Annotated in this window: 13 protein-coding genes, 2 tRNA genes and 1 pseudogene; 7 read left to right on the top strand and 9 right to left on the bottom strand. The window is 38.7% G+C overall.

Annotation, left to right across the window (positions count from 1 at the left end):
* Positions 1–113: 113 nt before the first annotated feature.
* The 4 genes and pseudogenes from ANA7108_RS0115145 (at position 114) to ANA7108_RS0115130 (ending at position 5154) form a co-directional block, all read left to right on the top strand.
* Positions 114–2186 carry a penicillin acylase family protein gene (locus tag ANA7108_RS0115145; RefSeq protein WP_016951643.1) on the top strand — a complete coding sequence of 691 codons (2073 nt, stop codon included), beginning with the start codon at positions 114–116 and terminating at the stop codon, positions 2184–2186.
* Between the two features lie 105 nt (positions 2187–2291).
* The gene (locus ANA7108_RS28210; RefSeq protein WP_016951642.1) at positions 2292–3896 is read left to right on the top strand and encodes a cytochrome P450; all 1605 of its coding nucleotides are present in this window, start codon (positions 2292–2294) and stop codon (positions 3894–3896) included.
* Positions 3897–3993: 97 nt separating this feature from the next.
* A pseudogene (locus ANA7108_RS30955) lies at positions 3994–4225 on the top strand (hypothetical protein); the annotation flags it as partial.
* 353 nt (positions 4226–4578) lie between these two features.
* Positions 4579–5154, top strand: a complete 576-nt coding sequence (locus ANA7108_RS0115130; protein ID WP_016951641.1) for a Uma2 family endonuclease — start codon at positions 4579–4581, stop codon at positions 5152–5154.
* A 106-nt stretch (positions 5155–5260) separates the two neighbouring features.
* Here the strand turns inward: ANA7108_RS0115130 and ANA7108_RS0115125 are convergent, their stop codons facing one another.
* On the bottom strand, positions 5261–5776 hold the full coding sequence (locus ANA7108_RS0115125; RefSeq protein WP_016951640.1) for a peptidylprolyl isomerase: 516 nt from the start codon (positions 5774–5776) through the stop codon (positions 5261–5263).
* 134 nt (positions 5777–5910) lie between these two features.
* Complete coding sequence (locus tag ANA7108_RS0115120) at positions 5911–6489, bottom strand: hypothetical protein (protein ID WP_016951639.1); 579 nt, start codon at positions 6487–6489, stop codon at positions 5911–5913.
* 704 nt (positions 6490–7193) lie between these two features.
* Here ANA7108_RS0115120 and ANA7108_RS0115110 point away from each other — a divergent pair.
* Entirely contained in the window at positions 7194–8114 is a 921-nt protein-coding gene (locus ANA7108_RS0115110; protein WP_016951637.1) for an SDR family NAD(P)-dependent oxidoreductase, read from the top strand.
* Positions 8115–8313: 199 nt separating this feature from the next.
* Here ANA7108_RS0115110 and ANA7108_RS0115105 read toward each other — a convergent pair whose 3' ends face one another.
* The 5 genes from ANA7108_RS0115105 to ANA7108_RS0115085 form a co-directional block, all read right to left on the bottom strand.
* Positions 8314–8865, bottom strand: a complete 552-nt coding sequence (locus ANA7108_RS0115105; RefSeq protein WP_016951636.1) for a transposase — start codon at positions 8863–8865, stop codon at positions 8314–8316.
* A 362-nt stretch (positions 8866–9227) separates the two neighbouring features.
* On the bottom strand, positions 9228–10757 hold the full coding sequence (locus tag ANA7108_RS0115100) for a slipin family protein (RefSeq protein ID WP_016951635.1): 1530 nt from the start codon (positions 10755–10757) through the stop codon (positions 9228–9230).
* A 430-nt stretch (positions 10758–11187) separates the two neighbouring features.
* Positions 11188–11263 (bottom strand) — tRNA-Lys (locus tag ANA7108_RS0115095).
* A gap of 2 nt (positions 11264–11265) precedes the next feature.
* Positions 11266–11339, bottom strand: a tRNA-Ile gene (locus ANA7108_RS0115090).
* A gap of 326 nt (positions 11340–11665) precedes the next feature.
* Complete coding sequence (locus ANA7108_RS0115085) at positions 11666–11962, bottom strand: hypothetical protein (RefSeq protein ID WP_016951634.1); 297 nt, start codon at positions 11960–11962, stop codon at positions 11666–11668.
* Between the two features lie 304 nt (positions 11963–12266).
* Between ANA7108_RS0115085 and ANA7108_RS0115080 the strand changes: the two genes are divergently transcribed.
* Positions 12267–12512: a type II toxin-antitoxin system Phd/YefM family antitoxin gene (locus ANA7108_RS0115080; RefSeq protein ID WP_016951633.1), complete on the top strand. Its 246-nt coding sequence runs from the start codon at positions 12267–12269 to the stop codon at positions 12510–12512.
* The gene (locus tag ANA7108_RS0115075; protein ID WP_016951632.1) at positions 12509–12913 is read left to right on the top strand and encodes a type II toxin-antitoxin system VapC family toxin; all 405 of its coding nucleotides are present in this window, start codon (positions 12509–12511) and stop codon (positions 12911–12913) included. The genes ANA7108_RS0115080 and ANA7108_RS0115075 overlap by 4 nt, the downstream gene beginning before the upstream one ends.
* Before the next feature lie 48 nt (positions 12914–12961).
* On the opposite strand, the gene ANA7108_RS0115070 is transcribed toward ANA7108_RS0115075, so the two are convergent.
* A complete protein-coding gene (locus ANA7108_RS0115070; RefSeq protein ID WP_016951631.1) occupies positions 12962–13186 on the bottom strand; it encodes a hypothetical protein in 225 nt (74 codons plus the stop codon).
* A complete protein-coding gene (locus tag ANA7108_RS0115065) occupies positions 13186–13473 on the bottom strand; it encodes a type II toxin-antitoxin system HigB family toxin (protein WP_016951630.1) in 288 nt (95 codons plus the stop codon). The genes ANA7108_RS0115070 and ANA7108_RS0115065 overlap by 1 nt, the downstream gene beginning before the upstream one ends.
* Between the last annotated feature and the right edge of the window lie 138 nt (positions 13474–13611).

Raw genomic sequence — 13611 nt, 5'->3', positions numbered from 1 at the left:
TATGAAATGCCAAAATTACCTTTGTTTTTCTTCGTACCTTTGCGACTTTGCGTGAAATAAATTCATACTCTTAATCAGCAACGCCAAAAATTTAACATAATTGGGAATCTAAAATGCAACAATTTGAAGTCAGCGAAATTCTGTGGGATAGCTGGGGCGTACCCCATATTTACGCCAGAAATGAAGTTGAGCTATTCCATGCTCTGGGTTGGGCGCAAGCCAAGAGCCATGGCAATCTAATTCTCATGCTGTATGGGCAGGCAAGGGGACGTGCATCTGAGTATTGGGGAACAGATTATGTTGATACAGATAGATATGTTCGCACAATGGGGATTCCCCGGCGTGCTGGGGAGTGGTACGAGGCGCAGAGCGATCAGATGCGGACATACCTCAACGCATTTGCTGATGGCATTAATGGCTATATCCAAGCATATCCTGATGAGGTTCCAGAGTTCTTAAAAGTTGTTTTACCTGTATCGGCAGTCGATATCCTGGCTCATGTGCAACGGGTCATTCACTTTTTCTTTGTAGTTAACCCCAATCAGATCGCGACTCTGAGCCAGGGAGAACAGATGGCAGGATCTAATGCTTGGGCGATCAACGCACCAGAGCATTCAGCGAGTCAGAAGGCGATGTTATTGGCCAATCCCCATCAGCCGTGGTTCGATTTATTTCTTTGGTATGAAGCACAGTTGACAATGCCTTCCTTGAGTGCCTATGGCGCTGCTTTAGTGGGGTGGCCAACGCTGGGCATTGCATTTAACGATTATTTGGGATGGACGGTCACAGTTAATCCCACCAAAGGGGCAGACTTTTACGAATTGTCTCTCAGGGATGGGGGTTATGAATGGAATGATCAGATTCGCGCTTTTGAAGTTGAGTCACAGACGTTAAAGATTAAACAAGAAGACGGTAGTTTGCAGGAAGAGCCGCTAGTCGTTGTTCAGTCTGTTCATGGTCCGGTGGTGTCTCAAACAGAAACCAAGGCGATCGCCTTGCGGGTGGTAGGTCTTGATCGTCCCCATTTGCTCGAACAGATGTGGGAGATGATTAATGCTAGGAACCTCAGCCAATTCGAGGCTTCTTTGCAACAACTACAGCTGCCATTGTTCAACTTTCTCTACGCAGATACAGAGGGGCAAATCTTTTATTTATTCAATGCCCTTGTGCCAGTACGGTCGAAATCCTCTCAGGATCAGGGGGACTGGGACTATTGGCAAAAACTGATTCCTGGCAATACATCTGATACCTTGTGGACAGAATACCATTCCTATGAGGATTTACCTCGTGTGGTGAATCCAGCTTGCGGGTGGCTACAGAACACTAACGATTCACCCTGGACTGTCACATTTCCCACATTGCTGAAGCCTGAAAACTATCCCCTCTATATTGCGCCTAGTAATTTAGGGAAAATGCCTCACAACATTCTGCGTCCTCAGCGCTCGATTCGGAAATTGCTAAACAGCGACACCATGAGTTTTGATGACATGGTGGCGTTTATGTTTTCATCTCGTTTGGAACTGGCTGACCGAATCCTCGATGGGCTGATTGCATCGGTGAAAACCCACGGAAGCGAACTGGGGATGCAAGCTGTGAAGGTTTTAGAATCTTGGGATCGCCATGCAAATGCAGACAGTTGCGGAACAGTTCTGTTTATACAATGGGTTGAGAAAATGGGGCTAGATAATATCTTTGCAACTCCTTGGCAAAGTGATTTACCCTTAGAGACTCCTTGCGACTTGATCGATCCTGTGTTCGCTACCGCAGTGCTTGAGGAAGTTGCAGCGGATATTCAATCACGCTATGGAACCCTTGATGTTGCTTGGGGAGAGGTGGTTAGACTGCGTATTGGGAACCAGGATTTACCCGGTAGCGGTGCGGGTAGTATCTTTGGTAGTTTTCAAGTCGTAGATATCATGCCTGTTGATGAAAAGAATTTTCAGGCCTTCGGTGGTAATTCTTTTATGATGGCAATCGAGTTTACTAACCCGATTCGTGCTGAAGCGCTAGCCATCTACGGTAATGCCACCCAACCACATTCGCCTCACGTTGGGGACCAGTTGCAGCTTTATGTTCAGGGTCAACTGAGACCTGTTTGGCGCACTCCAGCGGCGATCGCAGATCATTTGAAGTTGCGAGAAATTTTAGATATCTCTTCAGGGCTGTTTATGCAGGCTAACGGATAGTTACTTAATTGGCTTATTCTTTGTAACTTGCGATCGCCAGGTAGAAGCCATAAGCCGATTAACACTAACACTACTTAAGACTCTTTCACTTACTCGGTAGATTTCATGAATTTCAGTTCATCAGTGCTTCTAGGTTTAGTCATTATAGGTATATTAATATCGATAGGTGTAAGAATACAAAAAATTCTGATTTTACACCATAAAGGCAAGGTTATCCCTGGTCCGCCTAGCGATCCTTTACTAGGAAATATTCTCGATCTTGAAAAAGTCGGTGGTTTTCCCAATTATTTGCCAAAGCTTCATAGCCAGTATGGGAAAATTACTAAATTATGGTTGGGAAGTTCAAATTTTATTGTCTCGATTAGCGATCCAGCCCTCGTTGCTGAAGTAGCAGGAACTTTACAATCTTTGCCAATTTCAATCAAACAACCATTCACCTGGATTGGGGACGAAATTTACTTTTTCAGACAACCCCAAGAAGCTAAGTCTATCAAGATCAAATTGTTGCGCCTCTTATCCGGAGAAACTTTGGATTACTTACGTGAAGCAACACAAAAACACATGACTAGACTATTAGATCGATGGACTTCCAGCCAATGTGGACAAACAATTGATGTTAGAGATGAATTGAGTCAAGTTTCTTTAACGATTATAGGAGATTGTTTAATCGGAGAAGAATTCAGTAATTCTAATCTGGGACAGGAAATCTCAGCATCCTTTACTAAAGTTCTCAAGGGTGTGCAGCCCAGAACTGAAGAAGTTATTCCTGCGGTTTGGGATCGCAGTTATTGGGATTGGCAAAAAACAGTATCTCATCTACATCAATGTATTTATGATTTGATTGAGCAAAGAAAGCAAGATGCAAACTTAAATCAAAGAACAGATTTTCTATCGCGAGTCCTTCGAGATCAGGATGATCAAGGTCAATCTTTGTTTACCAAAGAGGAAATTCGAGCAACGATTATCAACTTTCTATTTGGTGGATTTGATGCAGTAGCAGCAGCCCTTACTTCAGCTTGCTACATACTTGCCCAACATCCTGAGATTCAAGCGCAGGCTCAGGCAGAAGTGGATCGAGTCATAGGTTGTAGACTGCCAAAATCTGAGGATTTCAAAGCATTGGACTACTTGAACCAAATCCTTAAAGAAACAATGCGAATAAATCCTCCCTCTTCTGTGACTATGCGACAGGTGGATTTGGACTTTGAACTAGCGGGTTATCACATACCCAAAGGAACTATACTCTTCATTTCAATTTCTGCTTTACACAATAACCAAGAAATTTGGTCAGCACCAGAGAAATTTTGTCCAGAACGATTCTCTCCTGAGAATGAAAAACAACACTTACGCTATGCTTACATTCCATTTGGAGTTGGAGCCAGGGGTTGTATTGGGGCGAATTTTGCTATGATCCAGCTACAGTTAATGTTACCTATGCTTTTGCAAAGATTTTCTATTCAGCAGGTTTCAGATCAAGCAGTTATCTCCAAGCCCGAAGCTTCTGCTGTTTTATTCAGAACTAAACTAGAATTATTCATTGTTAGCTTGCGACAATCCACGCTCTTGAGTAAATGTTTTGGGATTAGATTACCTCTGGTAAATATAAAAGCAATTCTTCTTTGTCGCTCTCAAACTAGACAGGAATATGAGAGGGCAAATGATGTGTACGAGGATAATCAGCAAACTCTACTTTTCAAAGAGCGAAAATAGTAAGGATTCAGGTCGGGGGTGTTGACAAGTGTGATATGGGAAGCAGAAGATATCAATTATGGAAAATGAACGAATAGATAGTGCAGTGGCTCAAAGTGCTGAACGAACGTTACGTTTAGCCGTGACAAAACGAAAAGTCAGTGGTGGTTCCCGCTCAATGGAGCAGTTTCAAGATACTGCCAATTTATTGACGGTTATACAAAAAAAGTCGTCGTCAAAGACGTTCTGTCATTGAGTTTTTTGATTCCTACGGAGCGCTTCGCTATCAAGCCATTAAAGCTATGGTTAATCCTAATGTGCAGACTCCGGATTTAATCCCTCAAATTTAGACCTGAATCCTTACAAAAGAAGGGAACAGGGAACTCTTAACAGGGAACAGGGAACAAATAAAAAACTAAAGTTTAAGAGTTTAAAGCTCAGTCAAAAAAAAGGATGTTTTTACAAGGAGAGTGACACGAAAAAAAACAGTGTCATTATTTCAATCTTATGTTTTTAAACATGAGTTTTTTCTGTTCCCTGTTGCCCGTTCCCTGTTCCCTCTGAAAGATATATTGGATAATTAACATAATTTGAAAAAATCATCAATCACATCCTGTAAATCCTCAAATCCTGGACATCCTGATTCTGACAAATGGTGTAAAATATTAGTTAAATAAATTTTGTATATTAGGAGGATTATTTTATGTCAATCATGACTATTAAAGATGTAGAACAAGTCCAAACCGCTTTTAGTGAAGCTGGTTTAGATTATGATGTTGAATTAACAAACGGGAGAATTTCTATTGTGGGTCCTTCGGATATTGTATCTAGTGAAATTGGTATTCTCTTTAGCCGACTATTAGCTAACTGGGTTTATCCCCGTCGTTTAGGAAGAGTATTTGATTCTGCTGGTGGTTTTATTTTACCTGATAGCAATCTCACCGCACCAGATGTTTCTTTTGTTCGGGCTGCACGTCTGCGTCAAAGTCCCCGTTATTTTGGGGAACTTGTGCCAGATTTAATAGTAGAAATTAAATCTCAAAGTGATAGGATTAAACCTTTAGTTACTAAAATTATCAACTTTATAAACTTAGGTGCTGTGATTGGAATTTTAATTGATCCTGATGAAGAAACTGTTACAGTTTATCGTCATCAAGGTGAACCAACCGTTTTAATCAATGGCGATATTTTAACTTTACCTGAACTTTTTCCAGGTTGGGAAGTAGCTGTTTCGGAATTATGGCCTCCTATTTTTACGGAAGAAGAAATAGAAGGTTAGTTTGTTTGATCGGATTAGTTTTGCTGTGGAGTTCTTTTATCATAAATAGGGGATTTTGCCTGAAGATAGCGGTGTGCGGAGAAAATCTCCGCACTAATCCTTGATTTTATTCGTGGATAGTCACTTTGATCATTTTAACTGGAGTTTTGGGGCGATCGCCTTGTCCCGTTGGAGTCGTTTCGATAGCTTTCAATACATCCATCCCTTCAGTAACTCGACCAAAAACAGGATGCTTGGATGGACCGGGTGTAAACCAATCTAAATAGGAGTTGTGAACAGTGTTGATGAAAAACTGGCAACTCCCACTATTAGGGGCCCCCGTATTAGCCATAGATAAAGTTCCTGGTTCGTTGGAAATTTTCCCATCTGCGGGATGCTCATCTTGAATGCACCCATCAGGACCATTACCTGTCCCTGCACGAGGGGAGCTAGGATCTTTACTGTGAGGACAACCAAACTGCACCATAAAGTTTTTAATCACACGGTGGAAATGCAGTCCATCATAAAAGCCGCTTTTAGCCAATTTGATGAAATTTCCCGCCGTTATGGGCATAACATCGGTGAATAGCTCAAGAGTAATAGTACCAAGGGACGTTTCAAGGGTTGCGGTGGGATTTGTCATGAATATTGAATTACTAATCTGTGCAATGGGTTATTTTGTCGCTTCCAGTTTACCCAAAATCTTGAACATAATGTTGACTAAAATCCACAACTTTTCAAACTAACAATTTCCACTTGTGATCAATAAACTCAATTTTAATCTGGAAAAGCTAAACCGGTTCTCGGATCTCTGATATATAATCCAAGTGTCAAACTCCGCATCACTTCATCCCACACAGGTATTAATTGTTCCGCTTGATCTGCCCAATAATCAAAGGTAATTAAACATTGAACATTAGAACCTAAACCAACACAAGTCCGAGAAAAAGCTTCTCTGGGTTCGGCTTGAGTATCAATAAATTTAATTTCACACCACATAATTCGGGCAGTTTGTCGTTTGACAGTTATCACTTCTCCTCTTTCAATCACATCACGGCTATCATCTTCCATGATTTTCTTTAAAGTGGATTTTAAGGGAAACAGAGTCCAATCATTAGGAGGTAAGTGATTGTAAGAAACCTCTAAACAACAATCATCATCAGGTGGTTTTTTATCCATGAACTTAAATGATTTTTCCTGGGGTTCAGATATCCACCCGCGAGGAACATTGAAACGCACAGCCCCTCTACCTGCTACAAAAATATTATATTCTGGGGGAGATTCCCAATGATGATCTGGCTTTAATTCCAGGGTTTCTTTAATCCATTGAAAATTACTTTTCTTACGTTTTGCCATAGTCTTCATGAGGTAATAAATTTTATTTTATAGTCATATTTATTTGATTAAAGGATGTTGATTTTATTCTTAATTATTAAGTTTATACTTCTATATCATTATAAAGCATTGCTATCGGAAATTCAAATTCCATCCTTGAGCAAGTAATGATGTCTTCATGCAGAATATACAGAAATTCCCTGGATATTCTTCTTTAAAGGGAAAATATACAGAATTTTCGGCTTTTTATCTCATGGAGGTTGACTAGATGGAAAATCCCGGTATAATAATTGATATAGTTGAGCATAAATACTGAGATAAAAATATGATGAATATAATGAGAAAATTTGAAAGTAAATTGAATGATTTGCTTATGTATCAGAAGGCTATAAAAGGGTTTAATTCTTACCTTTGCATCCTTGATGAGTTATTAAAAAGGGAGTTGGTGCGAATAATTACCATAGATGGAACCAATATATACGTCCGATCAAATACGCCAGATTTGAAGGTAGCAATAAGTAGTTTGTTTGAAAAGGTGAAAAGGTGACAGCCTATAAAAATTAATAAATAAGAAAGCACTGTGTAATAACTGTAAAACCTACCGTTTCATTATAGGTGTTACATCCGAGTGGAGGAAGCCTTGAAAATGATTTGGAATAATTATTATCAATTTGTTTGAGAGTTGATTAAACAAGTATTCGATTAATTCAGTAGGAGTAAAAAAGATGAAAAATGAAAAATGGAACAAGGAAAATATTCTGAGTCAAAAAGGAAGAGTAGTAATTGTCACAGGTTCTAGTAGCGGTATTGGTTATGAAACGGCACGGGTTTTAGCCAATAAACAAGCATCTGTGATGATTGCGGTTCGCAATTTGGACAAAGGAAACAAGGCGTTGGCGAAAATTATTCAACAGAATAAAGATGCTGATGTCAAGGTGATGGAACTTGATTTAGCTAATTTAGCATCTGTTAAAAATTTCGCTGAAAACTTTAAGAAAAATTATTCGCGTTTGGATTTACTGATTAATAATGCGGGTGTAATGATTCCGCCTTATACAAAAACAACAGATGGTTTTGAATTGCAATTTGGTACTAATCATCTCGGACATTTTGCTTTGACAGGACAGCTTTTAGAACTTTTAATCAGCACCGAAAATTCACGAATTGTCAATGTTTCCAGCGGCGCACATAACATAGGCAATATAGATTTTGATGATTTGAATTGGGAAAAGAGAAGTTATGCTAAATGGAAAGCCTACGGCGACAGCAAACTTGCTAATCTTTATTTTATCTACGAACTTGACCGGAAACTAAAAGATAACGGTATCAAAACCTTTGCAACCGCCTCGCATCCCGGCTGGACGGCTACCGAATTGCAGAGAACTGCGGGCAGGGTTGTGGGATATCTTAACGGCATCCTTGCTCAAGATATCACGATGGGTGCATTACCGACTCTGCGGGCGGCAACTGAAGAAGGTTTAAAAGGTAAAGAATATTTTGGTCCTAGTGGCTTTCTGGAAGTGCGTGGCTATCCAGTCAAGGTGGAATCAAACGAGTTATCCAAAGATCAAGCGATCGCTCAAAAACTATGGGAAGTATCGGAAAAACTCACCGGCGTGAAATTTGAATTTAATAAACAGGTATAAAGTACAGGGTAAATAAGACAACGGGAAATGTCCGGTAAAATTTACTGGACATTTTATTTTTGAAGATATGATTGAGAGCGTTCGTGTTTCAGCTTGGTAGGTAGCAAGCAGTCAAATAATTGTAGGGTGCGTCAGACAAGTAACTTAATAATAAAATGATGAAATTAAAAATCTGACGCACGTCACCCATTTAGTAGACTTATTCATGTCCGATATTTTCAGGAATATTAAGAGATTCATTTGTACCCCAATCTTGAGAATAAATTCCTTGCTGAACAAAACGATGAAAACTGGAAAACTTCCAATTTTGGGGTGATTGACATAACCCATGTTTCACAGGATTATAATGAATGTAATCACAGTGATTACTAAAATCTTTTTCATCTTTTATTAAATGTTCCCAATAGCGTCTTTGCCATAAATTCTTTTCTTGACGCTTTTTGCTAGACAAGCTAATTTCTGCTGTAAGTTGTAATTTATGACCACAACTACGAGTGACAAAACTTTTTAAATAACGCCAACGAACGGGATAGTTACTATCACCGTTAGGAAGAGTCCAAATGCAATGAAAATGATTGGGTAAAAGTACAATTGCATCAATAGAAAATGGATATAATTTTTGTACTCTTTGTAAACCTTTGCGTAAGGTTTCCCGTCCAATATCAGTGCATAACCAAGGTATACGTTGATAGGTTACTTGGGTAAAAAAATAAGTTGTACCTGGTATGATTATTCTGCGATAGTTAGACATACCGAAAAAATAAATATTTGTGAAATTATTACATGCGGTAGGGTGCGTCAGATTTATAAGTTTATCATCCTATTGCTAGGTTAATTTGTCTGACGCACCTTAAAATATTACTTACCCAAGTATAACGTGCGTCAGATTTTAAGTTAATCATCTTATTGCTTAGTTATTTGTCTGACGCACCTTAAAATCATTACTTACCCAAGTAGTAACGTGCGTCAGGTTTTAAGTTTATCATCTTATTGCTTAGTTATTTGTCTGACGCACCCTACAAGGTTGATCTTAGTTAGAACTGGGTGCGTCAGGTTTTAAGTTAATCATCTTATTACTAGGCTATTTGTCTGACGCACCCTACGAGGTTGATATTATGACTGTGGATTCATTCTAATCAAATCTGTCAAAATACTATCCAAACTCCCATTAACTTGAATTCGATCAATCTTCTCCGCAATCCGTTCTAAAACCTCCAATTCCTTCAATCTTAATGCAACTGGATTATCTTCCATTACCTTAGCAGTATTCAACATACTCCGAGTAGCAGCAGTCTCTTCTCTGCGTCTGACAACATTTGCTTGAGCAGCTTTTTCAGCTTCCACAACCTTACTCAAAATAGCCTTAATTTCCCCAGGTAAAATAATATCTTTCACACCTACAGAATCTACTTCAATTCCATAATCTGCGGCTTTTTGACGAATATATTCAGAGATACTTCTATCAATTGATCCTTTATCTTCTAATAAAGCATCTAATGTTCTTTCTCCTACCGCACCACGCAAGGCAAATTGCAACTCTTTATATAAGAATCCAGTAATATCTGATAAGCCATTTTTCGCTTTTAATATGTCTTGAATGCGGAAACCAGCAGTTAAATTTAACCGCAATGGGACTTTATCTTTGGAGAGGATTTCTTGACCAGATACTTCCATATTTTGCAATCGCAGGTCAATAGTTTCCGTTTGCCAAGAACGTCCAAATGACCACCAAGCATTTAATCCTGGTTGTAATTGGGTTTGAAATTCCTGATTAATATATAATAGTCCGATATGTTGGGGAGGAACTTGACAAATATGTACATAGTTCCGACTTAGTGCTTTTACTTCGGTTGTTCCTTCTACTAATTCAGAAATTAACGCAGGTGGTAATTTTGCATCTGTGCTAATATCAATAATTTCTACTTGGACACCTTGCCAAAATAGCTTCCGGCTTGTGGGTGGTAAAATAGAAATCACTTTCCCCCTATATCGGACAATTGCAACTTGTGAAGGTAGTAATTGCACATTTTCACAATAAGCTGCAACAAAATCTGGATGTTTTTCAATTAGTATATCTTCTAAAGGAAAATCTGGATTGGGGATAATTCTGCTGATACTCCGTACTATCACATCTTTATTTATTGACCAAAAAGCATACTCTCCTGGTTCTAAAGGTCGAATAAAATTATTTTGGAGATATAGTAGACCAACCTCATATTCAAAGATTTGGAATTTCTTTAATCCATTTAATGCGACTGAACGCAATTGCTGGACAAAAGAATTAGGTAATTCCCAGTTTGCTTCTAAGTTAAAAAGATGAGATTCTACTTCTATAAAACCACGCCAAAAAGCTCGTAATTGATTAGGAGCAATGCTTATCCAATTCTGACCCAAACGGACTAAAGCAGCTTCATTAAATGCAGTTTTGACAATTAATAAATGTTTTTGCAATTCAGTTCCATGATTTCGCAATAATAATTCTAGATTTTCAATTTCCGCTTCTGGTTCGTTGAGATCATAAGTTTTAATTTGCCAATGACGACCAAAATATGTATATTCACCAGGTTGTAAAACTTTCTTAAAGTCGCTGCGGTGATATAAAATGCCGATTTCGTTAGGTTTGATATAAAATGTTCGCCACATATTAAGTTGCATATTTGGACGATAAATTATTTATTTTACTTGATTTGTAATATTATGCTACAAAATATTTTTTACTCTGTCAATGCAAGTGTTCACAGTTTATGTGTGGGCAAAAACTTCGCCAAAACTGGATTAAGAAGAATGTAACTTTTTCTTAGTTGCTCCGTAGCAACCGAGAGCAAGAAAACGTTCTGCAAATATGCCGTTCAGTTGTCCTTATGGAAACTGAAGGGACAAACTCAAGTTAGGGAGAAAAGCAGTTGCGCTTACTCATTAACTGTAGCCATTGAGCATCACCCTTGTGAGTAATAACCAACAGCAGAACACTTGCACCGCAGAGTTACTGAAGATAACACGGATTTGAACCGTAGGATTTCTCCTTTACCACTTGCTACTTCCCAAAAGTAGTGTCTTTTGACCCGGACAGGGTTGGGTGAAAGTACAGGAATCGAACCTGCTACAGATCGATTAAAAGTCGATTGCTCTACCAAATGAGCTAACTTCCGGGGGTTTGATACAGGATTTGAACCTGTGACGCATTGATTATAAGTCAACTGCTCTACCAGACTGAGCTAATCAAACGATAGAATAGGTTGGAGGACTCGGCGGTATACGCTCATACTAGAGTTTGGCGCACCAGTTAGGTATATAGAACCTAAACTATAGCTTTGTAACTTTACTACTATCCCGGAGCAAATGTAACATATTTGTAGTATATTGTCAAAGTTGATTAGCGATCGCAATTTTGCTAAGTTTTGCAATATTTATACCTATATGAGATTTTCGGCGTTGCTCCCATTGCGGGATGATTTGAGAATCTGCATCAATATATAATCACCGCGTCTGGAGTGTCCCCGCGTCCCCGCGTCAGCCTCAATCATCCCCTTATTCAGCAACGCCAAACTTTACTATACGTATTCATCAACAATGTTATAAATTGCTTGGGCTAATGCAGGATCAAGTGTTAGTTGCATAATTCCAGTTTTGATATCTTTCATAATTACATTATCTAAGCCTTTTGCTTTGAACCGAAACATCTCTGTGTCCGTCTCCACATCAATTTTGAAGTTGTTACCATCTACTCGTATAGAGACGATATCTTCTAGAGGAATTTGATAGGTAAACTTGATCAGATATTTCAAACGGCTGGATGTATTAATGATTTCGGTGATTTTGTTTTTGTCTGTGAAGGTAATGTCTGCCACGATTTTGATTAAAATGCGATCGCCTACAATATAACATTTACGCCAATTTACGAGTAATAGGCGATCGCTACTGAGTAAGGATAAGTTGGTATAGAATAGGTTGCTTTTCCTTTTTAGGACTTACGCAAGTGTCACACTAAAAATCTGTTGTAGGGTGCGTCAGATATCAAAAATCTGTTTATTTACTAGATTTATGCAGTCTGACGCACCCTACCAATGTGCCAGTTGCGTAAGTCCTGCTTTTAATTCTTGCCAAAATTAAAGAATCAAACTAAACTAAGTTTGTAGACTTAGCTAAAAACCTGTGGAAACCGTAAATATCCATCAAGCTAAAACCAACCTTTCACGCCTATTATCCCGTGTAGAACATGGAGAAGAGATTATTATATCTAACCGGGGTGTTCCCGTCGCTAAGTTAGTTCCGTTTAGTGTTTCGTCTCACCGCAGAGATAGTTTAGGACAAGATCGAGGAAAATTTGTAATTCCAGAAGACTTTAATGCACCTTTACCAGAGGACATTTTAGCCGCGTTTGAGGGGAATGAGGAGTGAGACTTTTACTGGATACACAGTGTTTTTTATGGTGGTTTGCTGAACCTGAGCGTTTGAATGAAGAGGCTATTTCACATATTGCTGATGAAAGCAATGAACTATGGCTTTCTGTTGCTAGTGTGTGGGAAATGGGGATAAAAGTTGCAATTAGCAAGTTAGCATTACCAGAACCACTGGATAGTTACATTTCTAGCCGCATGATGAAATTGGGGGTGAAATCTTTGGAAATTACAACTTCCCATGCACTCAGAACCGTTGCGTTACCTTTGCATCATCGAGATCCTTTCGACAGAATGCTCATTGCACAAGCACAGATGGAAAGTATGACGCTTGTGACTGCGGATTCAATGTTTAAAGAGTATCAAGATACTGTTATTCTTTGGGCTGGGAATAAAGGTTAGTTTGGGAACTATTAATTATAAATAGATTTTGCACAATTGGAAAAGATATCACAATAACTCAGGAATATGTTCATTTTCATAGTTTTCAATTAATGCACCAATAACTTCCATAAGAGATGCGAGAGGATGAGTTTCATCTTCACCAACTTGATCAATAAGAGAATCAAGTATCTCAACTAAGTGTTCATATTCCTCTTCTGTGTGAGGAACAAAAACATTTTCAGCAATAGATGACCAAGCGGTGATAGTTTGATTGATGTTTAAACTTTGCATTATTCTTTCCATTTTCCTTGATCGTATTCTGGATGAGTTAACACAGCACGAATATAGATTTTTTGGCGGTTGTAGTGAATTGCAGCAATAAGTCTAATTTTGTTACCACCAATATTAAATACTGTTAATTTACCAACTTGATCTGCTGATGGAAACATTTCCCGGAGTTCTACAAATGAGGTAAATTCCTTTTCCTTCACTAATTGATACCACTGAGCTAGAGCATTTTTTGTGTCTGGATGGATTTTAGCAAATTCATTCAGCCGTTTACGAGTAATAACGTGCATTTGAAAAACTCTGATGTCTTAATAATTCTATCATTTATCTATCTCACCTATGATGAACGGCGGTCGCGTTAATATAACTGAAGATGTCGTCAAGTTCCCCTATCGCCTCTAATTCTATTGCTTCCTCTGGGGTAAGAG

The sequence above is a fragment of the Anabaena sp. PCC 7108 genome, assembly GCF_000332135.1.
GTDB lineage: Bacteria > Cyanobacteriota > Cyanobacteriia > Cyanobacteriales > Nostocaceae > Anabaena.
Note: the sequence above shows the minus strand (reverse complement) of the source record. Positions and strands in the feature narration are given on the sequence as shown.